Origin of the sequence: Pseudoduganella sp. RAF19 (assembly GCF_052114165.1) — a bacterium.
Classification (GTDB): domain Bacteria; phylum Pseudomonadota; class Gammaproteobacteria; order Burkholderiales; family Burkholderiaceae_D; genus Rugamonas.
The window spans coordinates 20,056-39,759 of sequence record NZ_JBFREF010000011.1; the positions used below are offsets into that span (position 1 = coordinate 20,056).

The following is a 19,704-nucleotide window of genomic DNA, read 5'->3' on the forward strand; positions in this document are numbered from 1 at the left end:
TGTTTATCAAGTTTACTAAACAGACATTCCAGAGACATCCTGGTCTACAATGTGCACACTCTTTTGCCAAGGAAGGAAGAACGAAGATATGCTGCGAGCCTCGCTGCTGTCGCTCTGGCTTGCCGCCACCACCGCTGCCGCAGCGCCGCCGGCCGCACAGGCAGGCGCTTCGATCGAGATCATGGTGGAAGATGCGGCAGTGCCCTGGTCCGGACCGGATGGCAGCGGCTATGCCAATGATCTGGTGCGCGCGGCTTTCGAGGCGGTTCACACAAACATCAAGCTCACCGTCGTGCCTTATGCGCGCTGCAAAGCCTATGTGATGCAGGGCGCAGTGCCAGCTTGTTTCAGTATGTCGCCAGCGCCCGAGCAAAAGGGATATGTGGCGCTGTCGGATCAACCGCTGTTCGAAGTCTATCCCCGCTATTACTACAACACCGACCGCTCACTGCCCGCCACCTCGGAACAGCAGATTGCACCGGGCACGCGCATCGGTATCGTCAACGGCTATGAATATCCCGCCTCGCTGGCGGAAGTCGAAAAGCGCGGTGCGGTGCTTGACCGCGCCAACAGCGAACAGGCCAATCTGCGCAAGCTGTCAGCGGGCCGTGTTGACCTGGCGCTGATGATGGCGAATCAGATGAAGACAGATGCGGCAATCGTGCAGCAGGCGCAAGTGAATAATGTCGGCGTGGCTTTCCATGCCACGCCGATGGGTTCCTACATCGGCTTCAGCACCACGCATCCACAAGGCGAACAGGCGCGCAAGCTGTTCAACGAGGGCTACCGCATCATTTCCTCGAATGGCCGCAAGAACGAGATCGTGCGGCGCTGGCAGCTGCGCTAACGCAGTGCAGACAGCCAGGGCAGCGCCGGCAGGCTGCCATCGGCCTGGCGTGGCGCATCCCAGCCCTGCAGCGGCAGCGTTTGCGGCAGATTCCAGGAATTGTCTTGGGCGTCCACAGCTTCCATATAGCTGTTAGGCCGGTCGCCGTATGAGCGGTTATTGCGCAAAATGCCGAAGCTGGCCGCTGCGCCGTCCGGCGTGATACCGCGCATATTGAAGTTCGCCCCGTTGGCAAAAGCGATATTACCGGTAAATTCCAGCGCCAGTGGATGGTGGTTGGCGTAGAAGCCTGCCGCCTTGTTGTCGAAGGCAATGGAATTACGCACCGTGTGCTGCACGCCGTTCGGCACGTATTTTCCACCATAGCCGCCGGCCTTGATGCCGTTGCCGTTCCCCGCCGCCAGCGGCGTGCGCGTGCCGGGCAGATAGCCATGCCCCCAGGCCCAGGAATTCTCGATCACCACAGGCGAAAAAGCGTTGATCAGGTCGAAGCCGTCGTCGGTGTTGTCCCATGCGCGGCAACCGCGAAAGACATTGCCCGGCTGGCCCGCCTTGATGTGGGCGCCGAAGCCGTCCGCGCTCTGACCCGCACCGTTTGAAGTGTAAGGATCGTAGTTGTGGTGGGAGTCTGAATTCAGCACCAGGTTATAGCCGCCCTCCTTGATGAACAGGCCGGGACCCATATGATGGTGCGTGTTCAGCTGCTCAAACACATTGTGCGAGCCATTGACCCAGATACCCCAGGATTCGTGATTAAGCCGGTTCTGCGGCTGCTGCGGCGCGCCGGTCAGCTCAAGGCCTTTGATATGCAGCCAGCTGGCGGAGACGTTGAAACCTTTGACGCGGCAATCGTCCTTCATCGCGGAGAAGTCGAACACCGGTGTTTCGCCCGGATAGGCCCAGTAGCGAATCGGCTGTCCCTCGCTTCCGCTTTTATTCAGCAGCACCGCATCCACGCTGTCGGTGCGCGTGGCGCAGCCTTTGACTGCCGCCGTGTAGGCATAGCGGCCACCGCGAAACAGCACCGTATCGCCGGGAGCGGCGGCTTCCTGCGCGCGGGCGATGGACTGCCACGGCGCCGCTTGCGTGCCGGCGGCGCTATCCTTGCCGTCCGGCGCGACGTACCAGGTGGCGGCGCTGGCGACGCCGCTGGCCAGCAGCGCCGGTAGTATAAGAAGACGAGTAAGCATGAGCGCCATTCTAGGCACAGCGTAAGCCGCCAGCGCGGCGCCCACGCAAATACTCAGCGTCTTGATTCGTCAGAACTTCGCGGCAGTGCGATACACCGGATAGAGGTTGAAGCGCTCGTCCCACGAAGCGTGGCGCTTTGCGAAGAAGTTCAGGCGTTCGTGGGCGCTTTTGGCGAAGGCCGGATCGCCGTCCACCCTGGCCTTGAATTCCGCGGCCAGCGCAGGATCGGCCGCCAGCTGCTCGCGCGCCACGTCCTCGGCGACATACTCTTCCATGTACTCCTTGCGCTCGAAGTTGTTGTTGAAGAAGCCCCAGGCCAGCAAGCCGTCGGCGCCCTTCGGTTCCAGCATCGTCACCAGCAGACGCGATTTCGGCTGGGCGATCGGCACGAACAATGCACCCTTGCCTACTTCGCGCTGCTCCGGCTTCCACGCGCCGTCGACCGTCATCAGCTGGTGGCCTTCGAAGGAATTCGGCGACAACCTGGTGTGCTCGGCGCGGAAGGTTTCGACGTCAATCCTGCCCGGCGCGGTGGACAGCACTTTATAGCCGATGCCGTGGATCTTCAGCTTGGCGCTGACCAGTGCAGCCTGCGCGGCCGGTACGATATAGCCGCCGGCCGGCGCTTTCACCGTGAAGTCGGGCACCACCTCATCACGCAGCGGGACTGTCCACATCTGCGGCTTGCCCTCATCGTACTTCGTCCACAGGCCGCCGGAAACTTCGGAAGGCGTGCGTGTGTATTCGTAGCCGCCGAACTGGATCATGGTGACCTCGTCCGTGGTCTTGTAGCTGAGCGGCATATCGGCCAGCGATGCGGCACGTGCATCCGCTTCCGCCGCCATGCGCGACCAGGTCTGGCCGTGCTGTGCCACCTGCTCCAGCAGCGAGACGATGGTGTTGTGCGTGATGCGCACACGGGTCGGGTAATCCTTCCACGAATGCGTTTCGACCAGCATGGCGAAGCGGTTACGCAGCGGGAAGTAGCCGGTCGAGAAACGCGGCGTGGACATGCTGTCCACAAAACCGGAGGTCGGATCGTCGGTCTTGTCGAAGGAAATGTAGTAGTGCTTCGGATCGGAGCCTTGCTTGCGCAGATCGGCCATCACGTTCTCACGCAGCTCCAGGCCCGCTTTCATCAGCGCCGCATCGCCGCCGTGCACCGGCTCAACCTGAATCGACACATCCGGCTGGAACTTGGCGCCATCGGTCACGTGCAGATCGATATAGGCCAGCGGGTCCCATTCGTTCACCAGCGCCAGCATGGACTGCATCTCCGGCGCGTCAGCCTTCACGTAATCGCGATTCAGGTTGTAGTTCTGGGCGGTGACGCGCCAGCCCATTTCCACCGGTCCGCGCTGGTTCGGGCGGTTGTTCTTGCCGAAGCGCTCATGACCATCCACATTGAAGACGGGGACGAAAAGCAGCACCTGCTTGTCGAGCGAACCCGTAGCAACCTTGCCCTCCAGCGCTTCGCGCAAGGCGAGGAAACCTGCATCCTTGCCATCGATCTCACCGGCGTGAATACCGCCCTGCACCAGCAGCACGGGCAACTTGCGCGCCTTGGCGTCTTTCGCAGTCAGCGCGCCGGTGCGCGATACGGCCAGCGCCAGCATGGGACGGCCTTCCGGCGTGGTGCCAAAGCTGAAACAGCGAACGGCTTTCGGATAGGCTTTCTGGAAATCGCCGCACAGTTTGACTACTTCATCGTAGTGCCCCGTGGCCTGGAAGCCTGAACGCTCGGATACGGTCGTCAGGTCAGGCGCAGCGTGGGCAAGAGGGAGGGCGGCAAGGAGGGACAGCAGCAAAGCAGAACGCATCATCGGCACAGGCTCCGGCAAAGTTCATTGAAGGAGCGGGACGCGGCCAGGCCGGTCCCGCAAGCCGATGCATTATAGTCCGCTTATGCGCGGAAGTAAGGACGCTCCGGCGCAAACAGCAAGGCACGCGCCATCTTGCGCCATTGCGGCGGCGCCATCGGACCGGCCAGCACCAGGCCCGCGCTGTACGCCATGCCGCGCACGGCCAGCGGTGTGCCAACCAGCGACTGCTCCGCTTCCGCAAAGCGCCCTTTGTTCGTCAGCAGGAGGAATTCGCGCATCCTGGGCGCCAGCTCGCCATACAGCGGTTCGGCAGCCTTGAAATAGGGCTCGGGATCGTGCTGGGTGCGCAGCGCCAGCGCGGCCGTGGTCAGCACGGTCGCGTGATCGATGCCCTGCCCGAGCGGAACTTCCAGCGCGCGCCTGATCTCCACGGAGGAGGCGTTGTCGGACGCCCCCACCAGGCGCTGCATGCGCGGCTGAATGTCGGCATGGCCATCGATCTTCGTGCGAACCACGCCGAGCTGCCCCAAGTTCAGATCAGCATAGGCGTTGTCCGGCGAGCCTTGAGGATGGCTACCCTGCTCGGATTTCTGCAGCCAGCCCAGCATGGTGTCTGGCGACACCGTCGCTGCGCGCGTGGCCCAGCCTTTGGTGTAGCGCTGGATACGCGCCAGCTCCAGTTCCGCATCATCCCGGCCAAAAGGCGGCCTGCCAACCAGCTGCAGCGCCAAAGGCTCGGCCGCGGCCAGCTCGCCATTGTCGATCAGGCGGCGCAGCATCATGTTTTTCAGCCAGAGATTCTTCGGCCAGCGCGCCATGGCTTCGGCCAGCTTGACGTCGTCAGCCGGTGCGGTGCCGTTGCAGCGCAGCGCGAGGTAGGCGCGGTCGCCGTCGTCCGGCTTTTCCGCTGCCCGCGCGCGGGCGGCGGCGCACACTTCCGGCGATTCCTTGGCCACGTCCTGCTCCAGGCGGCGCAAGGTCACATTGTCCGGCGTGTCATGCAGGCGCTGGGCCAGAATTTCCGGGTGGCCGCCGGTGTAAGCCAGCTGCAGCCAGCCATAGCCGGCCGGATGGTCCGGATTGTCCCAGCGCGCGTGCGCCAGCAGCATGGCTTCACGCTGCGCCGGGTTGGATACGAACTCCATCTGGCGCGCCGGATCGTCGCCGCTCACGCTGCCCAGCACCGTGCGCGTCGAACCCGTGCGGCTGGAGACGCTCTTGGGCGGCTCGGCAAACAGCACGTCTTCCGTACTGCCGCTCCAGCGCGGAGAGCCCAGCATCTGCGGCTTGTCTTCCGTGTGGTTGGAACCGTAATACGCCGTCCAGTGCACCAGCGGCATCGCACCGGCCACGTTGTAGACGCCAACACCATTGCCGTCATCGGCGCTAAAGCTTTCGATCAGATTGCCCTTGCTGCGCGCCTCAATCTTGTGCGTAGAATCCGGCGATGCGCCCACCATCCTGTGTTCGCCCGGTCCGACCGTCACGCTCCTGCCGTCGATCGTCACGTCGACCGCCGTTCCCAGGCCGTTGAGCACCATGATATTGGTTTCGCCTTGCTGGGCACCGGCAGTCAGCACCGCAATGACGATGGCGCCAGCCACCGCCAGGCGTGCACCGCCGGCCAGCCAGCCGTCCGCACGCAGGAAGCGCGCCCACCAGCTAAGCGAGGTTTGCAGCTTGCGCTCTTCGCCTTCCGCCAGCGCGGCATATTTCGCGGGCACCTTGCACGGCGCAGGCGCCGCTTCCCCCGCCACGCCTAGTGCCTGCTGGCGCACCAGCGACGTCTCGCACATCAGCAGGCGCTCCAGCGCGCAGGCACGCATGGAATTCAGCCAGTTGTCGGTGAAGCGTACCCAGCTCGCCACGCCATTCAGCCATTCGTTGATGTTCTCGCGCGACACATGCGGCAGCGTGAAGTCGCCCAAGGTGACGGCCCAGCTTTCCTTCATCTCCATGCGCGCCATCAGTTCCGCATCCAGCTCCACGTCGGTGCGGCCCTTGTAGATTTCTTCCAGCACGTCGCGCAGGGCCATGCAGTGCAGCATCAGTTTGTCGATGCTCTTCTCGGTCTGGCGGCGAATCGCCACCACCACGGAAAAGGTGTTCTGCACCAGGCCGTAGGCGTCGTTCAGATTGGCCGAGGTATGCTCCGCGTAGTGCAGCACGGCGAGCAAGCTGTCCAGATATTCGGGCCAGCCCTGGCCCAACTGCTGGGCGATGGCAAAATGGGCGCGGCGGCTTTGCGCCGTGTGGCGGCGCAGCTGCTCTTCGAGTTCGGCAATGCGCGCCTCGAATTGCACCTTCAGCGCCGGCAGTTCGCGGCGGTGATACTGCCTGCCATCCAGCTGCACGCGGCCGCCTTCCGTCGCCAGATGGCCCGCGATCACGGCACCAATGCGGCCTTTATTGCCCTCCAGCTGGCGCAGTTCGCGCACATCTTGGGCGAGGCTTTGCGGATACAGCATCTTCAGGTCGACCAGCGCTGCCTTGTCGCGCTCCGCACGCAAGTCTGCCAGCGTTGCGGCATGGCGCGTCAGATTGCGGGCGAAGTAGATGCCGCTGTAGCGGCCATGGTATTGCTCGCGGCCGTAATAATGGTCCAGACGCGCCAGACTTTCTTCGACAGGAATCGGCTCCTTCGCTTCCTCGGCGCCGGCCAGCAAGCGGGCGGTCATGGTTTCGCGCAGTGCGGGCGCATTCTCGAACAGCGTCCATGCGCTGGCCTGGTCGATGCGCGCCGCGACGTACTGGCGCTTGGCGTTCTGTTCGCGCTCATGATTTTGCGGGTGGGATTGCCACATCTTGGGCGGCTGGCCCAGCTCCGCCTTGAACACGCGGTGGTCTTCCGGCTGCGTCTCCGGCAACGGCGGCACGTTGCCGTACAGCGGATCGTCCAGGATCGCGGCCATGCGCCAGGTGATCTGCCGCTGCAGGGCGTAAGCGTCGCGCGCGGGATTGCCCTGATTGCGTTCCGCCATGGCGAAACCGACCGTGCGGTCCCAGGCATCGTCGGCCGCGCGCAGCCGGTGCAGCGCATGGATCAACGCATCGCTGCCGGTCAGAGAAACCGCCACCAGGTCGGCCTGCATTTCCATTTCGCGCGACAGTGCACTCTGCACCATCACCAGCAGATGGAAGGCCGACTCCACCAGCGAGCGAATTGACCACACCACAATCTGCAAGGCCCAGGCCACTGCCAGCAGGCGGAAGTCGATGCGGCCGAGGCCCGCGATAAACGCATCGAACTTGTCGCGCCGCGCCACCACCTGCTGCACGATCTGCTGCGCCAGATAGACCCAGCGGCCTACCGCCATCGAGCGCTGCGCGAAATGGCCGAATTCGTGCGCCAGCACGGCGCGCAGCTCGCCCAGCGGCAGCGCGTTCACCAGCGGCAGCCCGATTTCGAGATTCTTTTTGGTTGGGAAAATCAGGTTCGCCAGCGACAGATCGTAGAACACTGCCGCATTGACGCGGTTCGACAGGAATACGCGATGCGGACGCGGCGCACCAGCGGCATCCGCCAGCTTATGCAGGTAGGCGAACAGGCGCGGCTGCTGCTCCGGCGTGACTTCCTCCAGCCCTTCCGGCTTGGCGTTCCGCACAAAGAAGATCGCCTTCAGCATGAAGCCCGCCAGCAGCAGGGCGACCGCGGCGCCGACATAGTTCCAGAATCCGCCCGAGGCGTGCGAAGCGGACCGGATCAGGCGCCAGGCCGTGGCCAGGAACCATCCCGCCAGACCGAAATACACCAGCACAAAGGCCAGCAGGCCAGCCACCGCAAGGTAGGCGCTGCGCTTGTACGAGGCCGTCGGACGGGTCAGCTGGGACAGCATCTCCGCCGAAGGCTTGGAAACAGCTTCGGACATAAATTTCCCATTAGTTAGCGAATACCTAAAGCAAGTATCCTTTGGGCAACTTTATCGGGAAACTGTCGTTTTAGCTACTTTTTATTGCAATATTTTGAGTTCCGCGACTTCCGGCCGCGCAGGAACCAACACTTGCTGCGGCGCCGCCGCCCTCGCCCGCGCCGATGCCGCCGGCGCCGGACAGCTGCCGTTGGCGCGCAGCGACAGCGCAGCAGACAATTGCGACTCGGCCTTGTCGCCAAGCGCATGGCCGAAATCGTCCTCCACATTGCAGGTCGGCGCGAAGCCCTCACCGTAATCGCCGAAGCCTTTGGCGTTTATGCCCTGATACTGGATCGCGAAATAGGTCGTACCGCAATTGGGGATAGGCGTGAACGCATAAGGCTTGCCGCAAGTCTGGCCACCGACCAGGTTCACTTCCACATCCACGCCACGCAGGCTGTTGATGACGGACTCGCTGGCCGAGCAAGTACCGGCACTGGTGAGTATGGTCACGCGCTTCAGGCCCAGGTAGGGCAAGTCCGTATTGCGCGGCGCCGGGTTCGATGAGAGATAGCCCAGGGTCTTGCTCAGGAACGTGACCGGCGCAGGCTTATCGTCTTTGCCGTTGTCCAGCGTCTGCTCGAAGATTTTGCCTGTAGTGGGGCCCGGACCTGCAATCATGTATGCCAGTTCGCTGGCGATGGTCAGCAAGCCGCCACCGTTGTAGCGCAAGTCCAGTACCAGGTCCTTCACTTGCGCATCGCGCAAAGTATTGAAGGCGTCGAACAAGCCTCGTTCCGCTGCCGTGTTGTGCGAGTTGAATACTAGGTAGCCTACTTTGCCGGTCGGCGTGTCGATGGTCGTCACGTTCTGCACGGGTGAGACATCGATGCGGGCCGATTTCATGGTGACCGCGATCTTCTGCGCGCCGCGCTGCACCGTGAAACTGTGCTGCTCGCCAACGGTCAGGGGCGTCAACCCGGCATTGAGTTTTGCGACCGAGTCGGCATCAGAGGCATTCACGAAATCGATACCGTCCAGGTCCACCAGCAAGTCGCCGCGCTTCAGGCCTGCCAGCTGGGCTGCCGTGCCATCAATAATGTAGGTGACCCGCCACGTGCGTGGCGCCTTGCCGTCCGCATTGCGCGCCCAATAGACGCCGTAGCCATTGTCCACGCCTTTCTGCATCGCGTCCCACTGCGCGCTCGGATAGGTGAAGTGGAAGCGGTCCTTGGCTGCGCCGGATGCGGTCAGCAGCGGCGTTTTCAAGGCGTTGAAATAGCTAATCGCACTGGTATAGCTGGCTTCGTCCAGCTTTGGCAATTCCTTGTACCAGAGATAAGTCTCATTCAGGAACAGGCGCAAAAACTTCTTCTCGTCGGCCAGCGTGCCCTGCACATCGGGATAAGGCAAGAAGCCATCCGGCGAGCCGGTACGCGGATGCTCGCAGCGATTCCAGTAAGGCAGCGATGGTTCGTCGGCCACCGGCGGCGGGTCCACCGGTGGCGGGTCGACCGGTGGGGGTTGCACGGGAGGTGGATTGTCCGGCGTTTGCGGAGGAGCGTAATCACTACCGCCACATGCGGCCAAGGTGGCGCACAGGGCCAACAGTAAGACGGTATTTTGCATGCCGTGATTATAGTGCGCCATCTGCCGCCAATTTCAGCAAACTTGTAATAAGACGGCGCCTTGTGGGCGCCGTCGCAGCTTAGGAGCCGAAGTGGTAGTTCAGCTCAAGCCAGGCCTGGCGGCCTGCCGGGCTGTAGTTGCCGACCGGGTAATACGGCCATCCGGCGCTGTCGTCCCGTTTGATGTGGTTGAACAGATTGTTGACCGCGGCCGAAACGGTGGTGCGCTTGTTCACTTTGTACACGACGCTGGCGTTGACCAAAGTGGTCGGCGTGAGCCAGGCGTCGCCCGCGCCATTCGGCACTTTGCCATAGCGCTGCACGAACAGGGTGTTGGACCAGTCGCCCGCATTCCAGGTCAGGCTGGCATTCAGCTTGTCGCGCCAGTCGTAGTTGGACAGGTCGTTCTTGTCGTCGTTGAGCGGATCGCCCGCGAACTGGCGCGATTCCTGTTTCAGCGTCTTCGAATAATTCACACGGGTGATGAAATTGCCGTAGGCCGCAGTGCGCAGGATGTATTTGGCCGCGAGGTCGATACCACTGACCTTGGTCGATGCTGCATTGATCGGATTGACCAGGATGGTCTTGATCTCACCGGGCTTGTTCAGCGCATTGTCCGGATAGCGCACGATGCGGGCGATGGCGTCGGCGCAGGTTGGCGAGGTCAGGTCGCCAGCCAGGCGGCAGTCGGCCTCGTCGCGCAGCAGCTTGTCGGCGCTCAGATTGGTCACTAGGTCGTCGATGCGGATCTTCCAGTAGTCCAGCGAGACGTCGAAGTCTGCGCTGGGCGACCAGACAACGCCAAGGCCGGTGGAGCGGCCCTTCTCGGAGCGCAGGTCCTTGCTGCCGGTCTGCACATAGTCCGCACCCGGCGAGTAGTTCGCAAAATCGCAATCAGCCACCGCCAGGCCCGCCTTGGCGCAGCGGTAGTAATCCGTGGTGGACGAGTAGTAGCCGGTGCCGCGCGCCTTGTAGATGTAATTCATATCCGGCGCACGGAAGCTGGTCGCGTAGTTGCCGCGTACTAGCAGCTGAGTAAGCGGACGCCATTCCAGGCCGCCGTTGTAGGTGAATTTGCCATCGCTGCGGCCCGCGAAGTTGTAGCGGTCGTAGCGTCCTGCCAGCGTGCCATCCAGCGTTTTCACAATTGGGATGCTGGCTTCGGCGCCAATCGCATAGCGCTTGCGCGTTCCGGAAGTCACATCGGACGGCACCAGCGTGTTGAAGTAACCCTCGTTGATGCGCGAATCAGGCACATTGGAAAAGCCCTGCTTGCCCAGCTCCGCCACCGTCGCGACCTTGACCGGACCTGCCGGCAAGTTGAAGGCTTCGCCGTTGGCGGTCAGGCTCAGGGTATTGGTCCACGACTTGTCATGGCTGACCGATTCGCCGGTGATGCTATTGAATTCATCCGCCGTCAACCGTTTCGTCAGGCGTGCGGGATCGGGCGCGAAGATCGCGATGCCATCCGCGTTCACGCCTTGCTGCTGACCCAGGAAGAAGCTGTCGATATTGGCCAGCGCGCGCGGCGTGTGGTTCTGGCTCTTGTAAAGCGAAGCGGTGTAGCCCGCTTCATAGTTCCACGAAGAGTTCGGAATCTGGCCGCGCAGGCCGAAGGACAGAGAACTGGCCTGATCGTCCCAGGTCCTGTTGTAGCGGTCGACGCCGCCCATTTCTTCCGGCGAGATGTAGCGGCTCCAGGCCTCGTAAACGCCGGTGTTCCTGTTCCAGAAATAGCTGTCGGTCGCCGAACGCGAAGTCCACGATGGGCCGCGCGTGTTGTTGGTGCTGCGGTTCTGGCCATACAGCGCTTCCGCATACAGCGTGGTTGCCGGCGACAGCTCGTAATTGGCGCTGCCGAAAATATTCTGGCTGCTGTTCTTGGTCTGCGTGGTCCAGTAGGTCGGCCCCACTTTCGGGCTGGCGCAATAGCTGCCCGCCTTGGCCGTGTACTTCACGGTGCTGCCGCCAAACAGATCGCCGATGGACGAGCAGGTGTCGCCCAGGTCCACGTACTTGCCGGTGCTGACGTTCTTGCGCGCCAGGACCGAAGTCGGTGCGACACCGGTCTTGCTGGCCATGAAGTCGCGGTCTGCGCTCCACAGCGGATCGCGCTCCAGCAGCTCAACGCTGAACAGCGTATTGAGTTTGTCGAAGCTTTGTCCGCCGGTGAATTGCAGGCGCCTGTCGCCACCGCCGCCACGCGTGGTGGTGCCGCCCTTGAGGTTGATATCGTAGCCTTGCGCCTGTTTTTTCAGGATGATGTTGACCACGCCCGCGATCGCGTCCGAGCCATAGACGGCCGATGCGCCGCCGCTCAGGATCTCGATGCGCTCCACCACGCTCGATGGAATATTGGCCAGGTTGGTGAAGTTGACCGTGCCTTCATACGCAATCGGGAAGTCCGCCAGGCGGCGTCCGTTCAACAACACCAGCGTGTGGTTGGGCCCCAGGCCGCGCAGGCTGATGGCGTTGGCCGATGGCGTGAAGGTATTGCCGTAGTCGGCGCCCTGCACGAAGCCGCTGTTCTGCGACTGATTGGTCAGCGCGTCAAAGACATTCTTGAAGCCTTGTTTGGTGATGTCCTCGCCGGTAATCACGGTAACGGCCGAAGGGCCTTCGGTGCTGGCGCGCGGGATGCGGGAGCCGGTGATGACAACAGCAGCGGGCGCGGCGTCCTGTGTCTGCGCCCAAGTCGGGCCGGCTGCGCCGCACAGCAGCGCGATCGCGCTTGCCGCCAGCGGTTTCAATTGAAATTGTGTTCGCATTGAAGTGGTCCTTTTTACAAAGGCGCAACCTTAGCAACTCCATTTCAATTAATGAACGAATCTTTTGGCAGATGCTTATGTAAAAAAAATTTCTTCACGAATCGGGGGGCAACCCACGGCGTCACCCGAGTGGCAGGCACGATGTGCCTGCCACTTGCTTTGAGGTGCGGGGTGTAAAAAAGCCGGGGACATGCCCCGGCTTTTTGTCGAAGTGCGAGCAATCAGGCTGCGTGCGTTGCTGCTGCAGGCTTGCTGAATTCCGCCAACAGCGATGCTTCCTTCTGCTTGGCGGCCTTCAGGTGACGCTCCTTCACGTGGCCGTAGCCGCGGATGTCTTCAGGAATACGCGCGATCGCCACGGCGGTCGCCAGGTTCTCCGCGGTCAGCTTCGGCAGCAGGCCGGCGACGGTGTTGCGGTATTCGCCGATCAGCGCGCGCTCCATCTTGCGCTCGGCGGTGTAGCCGAACACGTCGAGGGCGGTGCCGCGCAGGCCTTTGAACTTGGCCAGCACGCCGAATGCCTTCATCATCCACGGACCGAATTCCTGCTTGATCAGGTGGCCGTCCTTGTCCTTCTTCGCCAGGATTGGCGGCGCCAGGTGGAACTTCAGCTTGATGTCGCCTTCGAACATATTGGCGATCTTTTCGCGGAAGGCCGGATCGCGGTGCAGGCGGGCCACTTCGTACTCGTCCTTGTAGGCCATCAGCTTGTAGAAGTAGCGCGCCACGGATTCGGTCAGCTTCAGGGACTTGGCGCCGGTTGCGCTTTCCGCTGCCTTCACCTGCTCCACAAACTCCACATACTTCCTGGCGTAAGCCAGGTCCTGGTAAGCGGTCAGCAGTTCGACGCGCTTGTTCACGATTTCTTCCAGGGTCTGCGCGCGCTTGAACTCGATGACCTTGGCCGGCGTCGTGATCTTGGTCACGGCAGCGATATCGTGCGCCGCATAACGGCCCCAGGTAAAGGCGGACTTGTTGAAGCCAACCGACACGCCATTCAGCTCGATCGCCTTCATCAGCGACGCTTCCGACAGCGGCACATGGCCCTTCTGGAAGGAGTAGCCCAGCATGAACATATTGGTGGCAATCGAGTCGCCCATCAGCGAGGTGGCGATATGGCCGGCATCCACGAAGTCCACATTCTGCTCACCGATGGCGCGCTTGATTTCGGACTGCGAGCTGGTGCCGGGGAATTGCCAGTCCGGGTTCTTCACGAAAGCAGCCGTGGTGGCGCCGGTGGAGTTGATGGCAGCATAAGTACGGCCTTCGCCCATGCGGCTCAGTGCATCGCGGCTGGCGGTCACGATCTGGTCGCAGCCGATCACGAGGTCGGCGCTGCCGGTGCCCACGCGGGTCGAGTGCAGGTCAGCCTGATTGTCGGCCAGACGCACGTGCGACATCACCGGGCCGCCCTTCTGGGCCAGGCCTGACATATCCAGCACGATCGCGCCCTTGCCTTCCACGTGGGCCGCCATCGCCAGGATCTGGCCGACGGTCACCACACCCGTACCACCGATACCAGTAATCAGGATGCCGTATGGGTTCAGGGTCGAAGGCAGCTTAGGCATAGGCAGCGATGGAATCTCGCCACCGGCGCCACCGGCTTTCTTCGGCTTCTTCAGGCCACCGCCTTCCACCGTCACGAAGGACGGGCAGAAACCGGTCACGCAGGAGAAGTCCTTGTTGCAGCTGGACTGGTTGATCTGGCGCTTGCGGCCCAGTTCAGTTTCCAGCGGCTCCACGGACAGGCAGTTCGACTGTACGGAACAGTCGCCGCAGCCTTCGCACACGGCTTCGTTGATCACGGCGCGCTTGGCCGGGTCAGGGTATTCACCTTTTTTGCGGCGGCGGCGCTTCTCGGAAGCGCAGGTCTGGTCGTAGATCATGGCCGACACGCCCGGCATGTCGCGCAGTTCCTTCTGCACTTCCATCAGCTCGGAGCGGTGGCGCACGGTCACGCCCTTGGCCCAGTTGTAGTCGTCCGGGTATTTGTCCGGATCGTCGGTCACCACGATGATCGGGGTCACGCCTTCGGCCGCGATCTGGCGCGAGATCATGCCCGGATCGAGCGGACCGTCCACGTTCTGGCCGCCGGTCATTGCCACCGCGTCGTTGTACAGAATCTTGTAGGTGATGTTCACCTTCGCCGCCACGGCAGCGCGGATCGCCAGAATGCCCGAGTGGAAGTAAGTACCGTCACCCAGGTTGGTGAACACGTGCTTCTCGTTGGTGAACGGCGCCTGGCCAACCCAGGTCACGCCTTCCGCGCCCATGTGGGTGAAGGTGGACGTTTCGCGGTCCATCCACAGCACCATGTAGTGGCAGCCGATACCCGCCATGGCGCGCGAGCCTTCCGGCACCTTGGTGGACGAGTTGTGCGGGCAGCCGGAGCAGAAGTAAGGGATACGGTCCGTTTCCGGATTCGCCTTCACCGGCAGGGTTTTCAGCGCGGCTTCCTTGGCTTCCAGGAAGGCGATACGCTCTTTCACGCGTGCTGCAACCGGATGGTCCTTGCAATAGTGCTCGATGCGCGATGCGATGGCGCGTGCGATCTGGGCCGGATTCAGCTCATAGGTCGCGGGCAGCAGCCAGTCGCCGTGGCCGGTCTTGCCATGGTTGCTCCATTCGCCGGTGTCGTCGAACTTGCCGACCACGCGCGGACGCTGGCCGTCCGGCAGGTTGTACAGTTCTTCCTTCAGCGCGTATTCCAGGATCTGGCGCTTTTCTTCAACCACCAGGATTTCGTCCAGGCCCTTGGCGAATTCGTGCACGCCATCCGCTTCCAGCGGCCAGGTCATGCCGATCTTGTACAGGCGGATACCGATGTCGGCAGCGGCTTGTTCGTCGATGCCCAGGTCGGCCAGCGCCTGGCGGGTGTCCAGGTAGGACTTGCCGGCGGTGATGATGCCGATCTTCGGCTTCGGCGCATCCCAGATGATCTTGTTCAGCTTATTGGCGCGGCAGTAGGCCAGCGCGGCATACCACTTGTAGCTGTTCATGCGGACTTCCATGTCCAGCACGGTGTCCGGCCAGCGGATATTCAGGCCGCCAGCAGGCAGCTCGAAGTCTTCCGGCATCTTGATCTGCACGCGGTCCGGATCGAAGTCCACCACGGCGCCCGATTCGATGATGTCGGTCACGCACTTCATCGACACCCACAGGCCGGTGTAGCGGCTCATTGCCCATGCGTGCAGGCCGTAGTCGATGTATTCCTGCACCGACGCCGGATACAGCACCGGAATGCCGCAGGCGTTCAGGATGTGGTCGGACTGGTGGGCGGTCGACGACGATTTCGCAGCGTGGTCGTCGCCGGCCAGCACCAGCACGCCGCCGTGCTTGGCGGAACCCGCGTTGTTGGCGTGCTTGAATACGTCGCCGCAGCGGTCAACGCCAGGGCCTTTGCCGTACCACATCGAGAACACGCCGTCGTACTTGGCGTCTTCGAACAGATTGGTTTGCTGGGTGCCCCAGACGGCAGTCGCCGCCAGGTCTTCGTTCATGCCGGGATGGAATTTGACGTGATGCGCATCCAGGTACTTCTTGGTCTTCATCGCGGTCATGTCGATCGACGTGACCGGAGAACCGCGGTAGCCCGTGATATAGCCTGCAGTGTTCAGGCCAGCTTTCAGGTCACGCTCGCGCTGCATCATCGGCAGGCGAATCAGCGCCTGGGTGCCGGTCATGAAGGCGCGGCCGCGCTCCAGGGTCCACTTATCGTCGAGGGTGATGTCCTGTGCTGGCGATAGCTCGCCACTCTTGACGGGTGCGTTCATCAGGTGTGTCTCCAATACTTTCTAAAAACTGCAAAACCGGCGCCCCGTCTTAATGCGAGGTTCGCCGGTGCGGCGGGTCGATGACCCGCCCTACGTTTGTCTTGTGCCGCAACCACCGTCACCGTACGTTTCGGTAACTCTGCGTAGGGCGGATCATCGATCCGCCGTGCATGCGATCACGCGGCGCTTTTGTTCGGGTCTTCCAGAACGCCGCGGCGGATCTGGTCAAGTTCGATCGATTCAAACAGTGCGCGGAAGTTGCCTTCGCCGAAGCCCTGGTCGCCCTTGCGCTGGATGATCTCGAAGAAGATCGGGCCAATCACGTTCTGGGTGAAGATCTGCAGCAACAGTTCGCGCTCGTTGGTGTCGGCGCTGCTGTGGCCATCGATCAGGATGCGCAGGCGGCGCAGTTCTTCCAGCTGCTCGCCGTGGTTCGGCAGGCGGCGGTTCACCAGTTCGTAGTAAGTTTCGATGGTGTCCTGGAACACGATGCCCTGGTCGCGCATGCCCTGGATCGAGTTGTAGATATTGTCCGAACCCAGAGCGATGTGCTGGATGCCTTCGCCGTGGTACTCGTTCAGGTACTCCGCGATCTGGGACTTGTCGTCCGAAGATTCATTGATCGGGATGCGGATCTTGCCGCATGGGGAAGTCATGGCTTTCGACTTCAGGCCGGTCAGCTTGCCTTCGATGTCGAAGTAGCGCACTTCGCGGAAGTTGAACAGGCGCTCGTAGTAGTCCGCCCATTCCTTCATGCGGCCACGGTGCACATTGTGGGTCAGGTGGTCGATATAGGTCAGGCCATTGCCGACCGGGTTGGCTTCAGCGCCAGGAATCGCGACGAAGTCCGCGTCGTAGATGCTGATGTCGCCGATGCTGCCCGGCGCCACATCCTTGTTCTTGCCGCGCCAGCGGTCGACGAGGTACAGCAGGGAGTCGCCCACGCCCTTGATGGCGGGGATGTTCAGTTCCATCGGACCGGTCTTGTTGTCGAAGCCCCAGGCGCCCATTTCCAGCGCGCGCTTGTAGGCGTAGGCGGCGTCATTCACGCGGATGGCGATGGCGCACACGGAAGGACCGTGGATACGGGCGAAACGCTGCGCGAACGAATCTTGTTCGGCGTTGATGATGAAATTGATATCGCCCTGGCGATAGAGGGTCACGTCCTTGTGGCGGTGGCGTGCGATCGCGGTAAAGCCCATGCGCTCGAACAGTGCGCCCAGCGCTTTCGGATCAGGGGCGGCGTACTCGACGAATTCGAAACCGTCGGTGCCCATTGGGTTTTCCCAGGGGGTAAATTTCATGCTTGTCTCCCGTTCTGAATTGCGCACAGTATAGTCCCGGGAATGCGACATTAAATTGCAAAGATTTCCCTGCTTTCAGGGTTATGAGCAATAATATTGCCGTAACCACGAATAACAGGGGAAATAATGACCAAGATTGCGCTGGATAAAACCGACCGCAAGATTTTGTCCATTTTGCAGTCCGACGGCCGCCTGTCGAACCAGGACGTGGCCGAGCAGGTGAATTTGTCACCCTCGCCCTGCCTGCGCCGCATCAAGCGCCTGGAAGAGGAAGGCGTGATCCGCCAATATGTGGCGCTGCTCGACCCGGACAAGATCGGCCTCGGCCTGCTGGCCTATGTCAATGTACGTCTTGAAAAGCATAGCGAAGTTACCGCCGGCACGGCGCGCGCCCTCGGCGTGAACCCGAGCGGCACATCGCCGCGCGCCGACTTTGCGGTGGCGGTGGAGCAGTGGCCGGAAGTGGTGGCCTGCTATGCCATGACCGGCGAGATGGACTATCTGCTGCGCGTGCACGTGGAAGACATGGACCACTTCTCGCGCTTCATGATGTCCACCCTGCTGCGCCACCCGGCGGTGCTGGATGTGAAATCGTCCTTCGCCCTCCAGCGCGTGAAAGACACGACCGCCCTACCGCTGGTCTGATTCGGAATGGCGCGCCAGCGCATTTCCAAATATTGTCTTGGTTAATATATAATTACTGTTTTTGTAATTATTTTTAACAACAATTTTGGGAAATACGCATGTTCCATGAGACCGCTAAAATAGGCGCCGCCATTGCACTGGCCCTGACTCTTAACGCCTGCGGAGGTGGTGGAGGCAGCGATGCCGGCAACAGCGGCGCCCCCGTCCAACAACCAACCGGGCCAGTCGCACCAACGCCAAGTCCAGAACAAAGCTGGCTGACAATTACACCACCCACTACCAGTCTGTCGATTTATGAAGGAGAAGTGCAGTCTTTCAATATCACTGCCACTTCCAATAAGACCATCAGCACACCGATTAATATCGCTATCGTTGATAAAAAGGGGGTCATTTCTACCGACGTTCACGTGGAAGCACTGTCCCAGTTGCAGTACCGTGCCACTTTGCAGACTTCTTCCATACTGGCTGTTGGAACGTATTCCACCAGTCTTGAATTGCGACTGTGCGAAGACAATCCAACGGTGTGCAGTAAACCGATCACCGGCTCGCCATGGCAGATCCCGATTCAAGTCACTGTCAAGCCAGGTACCGCGCTTACACCGCTAAAGGCTCTTCCTGGCCTAGCCGGCTGGACGACCTTCCAGGGCAACGCTGCGCACACCGGCTATGTTCCAGCTAATTTCAATGCCGCCAATTTTGCACGTCGCTGGTCCGGCCTCCTGGGTCGTCCGGGCGATACGGTCGAATTCGCTCACGATGGCGGCATGCTGTACGGCGTCGCGCATAACGCAAACACTGGGCACTATGAAGTTTTTGCAATCAACGAAGAAACCCGTCAGGACCTGTGGCGCAAAGATATGGGAACGTTGTACCAGGTCAACCCAGTCGCAATTGGCAATGGCAAGGTCTATGTGACGTCCGCCGGCCACCAGGACACCTACTTCTGGGAATTCGATCAGGCCACTGGTTCACTCGTAAGCAAGACTGCGCTGTCGTCGCAGTGGGAGAAGTACAAGGCTCCAACGGTGGTCGGCCAGAACGTATACACTAACAGTGGCTACTACGGCGGCATGGTGAAATTCGACTCTGTCAACCATTCCGTCGCCTGGTCCAATTACACTCTGCCCCAATACGACAATTGGACTCCCGCAGTTGACGACAACTATGCCTACGCTTACATGAACGGTGCCCTGTATGCCGTCAACGTGAAGGATGGCGCGACCGCATTCAAGATCGTGGACGTCGGCAATCAATGGAGCGGCTACGACGGCAATGTCATGGCACTGGCTGGAACACGTGGATTTGTGGTTAACAGCAATCGACTGATCGCCTTCGACCTGACCTTGCGTACAATGGCCTGGGCTGTGAACGGCCCCTCCTCCGGCATGGCCGCATACGCTAAGGACGTAGTGTACATTTTGAATGCCAACGGAAGCGTACTGGAAGCGCGTTCGCCTGCGGATGGTCATCTTCTGTGGTCCTCCGATACTCTGGTTGGCACTGAGAACGACACCAGCTTCAACAATATAGTCCTGACCAACAACCTGGCTTTTGTCAGTTCCAATACGTCGACGCTGGCGATCGACCTCGCCACGCATAAGACCGTGTGGAACTATGCATTAGGCGGCGCCCTATCGATTTCGAATCGTGGCGTGCTTTACATTTCCAACAGCAGCGGCAAGGTCGCTGCAATCAATCTGCAGTAATCGTCGAGCTGGTCGATAAGTTGTAAGACCAATTTAGGACCTGCCCAAGACAAGCTGCGTGTTCTGCACGTGGCTTGTCATCAAGTATTCACATTCCCTTGGTACTGTACCGCCCGTTGTTATCGTTCACAATTATGAACGGTATTGCACTGGTCTTACCATTTTCTA

10 protein-coding genes are annotated in these 19,704 nt (G+C 61.2%); 3 read left to right on the forward strand and 7 right to left on the reverse strand.

Features of this window, described 5'->3' with window-relative positions:
• Nucleotides 1-88: 88 nt before the first annotated feature.
• Nucleotides 89-847 (forward strand): substrate-binding periplasmic protein, encoded by a 759-nt coding sequence (locus AB4Z19_RS25865; RefSeq protein WP_442036525.1) that lies wholly within the window; start codon nucleotides 89-91, stop codon nucleotides 845-847.
• Here the strand turns inward: AB4Z19_RS25865 and AB4Z19_RS25870 are convergent.
• From AB4Z19_RS25870 to hppD, 7 genes are all read right to left on the reverse strand, one after another.
• The gene (locus tag AB4Z19_RS25870; protein ID WP_442022483.1) at nucleotides 844-2,037 is read right to left on the reverse strand and encodes a right-handed parallel beta-helix repeat-containing protein; all 1,194 of its coding nucleotides are present in this window, start codon (nucleotides 2,035-2,037) and stop codon (nucleotides 844-846) included. The genes AB4Z19_RS25865 and AB4Z19_RS25870 overlap by 4 nt on opposite strands.
• Nucleotides 2,038-2,106: 69 nt before the next feature.
• A complete protein-coding gene (locus AB4Z19_RS25875) occupies nucleotides 2,107-3,861 on the reverse strand; it encodes a M14 family metallopeptidase (protein ID WP_442022485.1) in 1,755 nt (584 codons plus the stop codon).
• A gap of 80 nt (nucleotides 3,862-3,941) precedes the next feature.
• Nucleotides 3,942-7,730, reverse strand: a complete 3,789-nt coding sequence (locus AB4Z19_RS25880; protein ID WP_442036527.1) for a M48 family metalloprotease — start codon at nucleotides 7,728-7,730, stop codon at nucleotides 3,942-3,944.
• 81 nt (nucleotides 7,731-7,811) lie between these two features.
• On the reverse strand, nucleotides 7,812-9,242 hold the full coding sequence (locus AB4Z19_RS25885; RefSeq protein ID WP_442036529.1) for a S41 family peptidase: 1,431 nt from the start codon (nucleotides 9,240-9,242) through the stop codon (nucleotides 7,812-7,814).
• A gap of 178 nt (nucleotides 9,243-9,420) precedes the next feature.
• On the reverse strand, nucleotides 9,421-12,108 hold the full coding sequence (locus AB4Z19_RS25890; protein WP_442022491.1) for a TonB-dependent receptor plug domain-containing protein: 2,688 nt from the start codon (nucleotides 12,106-12,108) through the stop codon (nucleotides 9,421-9,423).
• A gap of 221 nt (nucleotides 12,109-12,329) precedes the next feature.
• A complete protein-coding gene (locus AB4Z19_RS25895; protein WP_442022493.1) occupies nucleotides 12,330-15,881 on the reverse strand; it encodes an indolepyruvate ferredoxin oxidoreductase family protein in 3,552 nt (1,183 codons plus the stop codon).
• A 176-nt stretch (nucleotides 15,882-16,057) separates the two neighbouring features.
• Nucleotides 16,058-17,185 carry a 4-hydroxyphenylpyruvate dioxygenase gene (gene hppD / locus AB4Z19_RS25900; RefSeq protein ID WP_442022495.1) on the reverse strand — a complete coding sequence of 376 codons (1,128 nt, stop codon included), beginning with the start codon at nucleotides 17,183-17,185 and terminating at the stop codon, nucleotides 16,058-16,060.
• 126 nt (nucleotides 17,186-17,311) lie between these two features.
• Between hppD and AB4Z19_RS25905 the strand changes: the two genes are divergently transcribed.
• Together AB4Z19_RS25905 and AB4Z19_RS25910 are read left to right on the forward strand one after the other, a co-directional pair.
• Complete coding sequence (locus AB4Z19_RS25905; RefSeq protein WP_442022497.1) at nucleotides 17,312-17,830, forward strand: Lrp/AsnC family transcriptional regulator; 519 nt, start codon at nucleotides 17,312-17,314, stop codon at nucleotides 17,828-17,830.
• A 98-nt stretch (nucleotides 17,831-17,928) separates the two neighbouring features.
• Nucleotides 17,929-19,536 (forward strand): outer membrane protein assembly factor BamB family protein, encoded by a 1,608-nt coding sequence (locus AB4Z19_RS25910; RefSeq protein ID WP_442022499.1) that lies wholly within the window; start codon nucleotides 17,929-17,931, stop codon nucleotides 19,534-19,536.
• Nucleotides 19,537-19,704: the final 168 nt, after the last annotated feature.

Bases quoted from the DNA above. Each gene is read 5' to 3' on its own strand.
- AB4Z19_RS25865 (WP_442036525.1), top strand. From the start codon at position 89: ATGCTGCGAGCCTCGCTGCTGTCGCTCTGGCTTGCCGCCACCACCGCT.
- AB4Z19_RS25870 (WP_442022483.1), bottom strand. From the start codon at position 2,037: ATGCTTACTCGTCTTCTTATACTACCGGCGCTGCTGGCCAGCGGCGTC.
- AB4Z19_RS25875 (WP_442022485.1), bottom strand. From the start codon at position 3,861: ATGATGCGTTCTGCTTTGCTGCTGTCCCTCCTTGCCGCCCTCCCTCTT.
- AB4Z19_RS25880 (WP_442036527.1), bottom strand. From the start codon at position 7,730: ATGTCCGAAGCTGTTTCCAAGCCTTCGGCGGAGATGCTGTCCCAGCTG.
- AB4Z19_RS25890 (WP_442022491.1), bottom strand. From the start codon at position 12,108: ATGCGAACACAATTTCAATTGAAACCGCTGGCGGCAAGCGCGATCGCG.
- AB4Z19_RS25895 (WP_442022493.1), bottom strand. From the start codon at position 15,881: ATGAACGCACCCGTCAAGAGTGGCGAGCTATCGCCAGCACAGGACATC.
- hppD (WP_442022495.1), bottom strand. From the start codon at position 17,185: ATGAAATTTACCCCCTGGGAAAACCCAATGGGCACCGACGGTTTCGAA.
- AB4Z19_RS25905 (WP_442022497.1), top strand. From the start codon at position 17,312: ATGACCAAGATTGCGCTGGATAAAACCGACCGCAAGATTTTGTCCATT.
- AB4Z19_RS25910 (WP_442022499.1), top strand. From the start codon at position 17,929: ATGTTCCATGAGACCGCTAAAATAGGCGCCGCCATTGCACTGGCCCTG.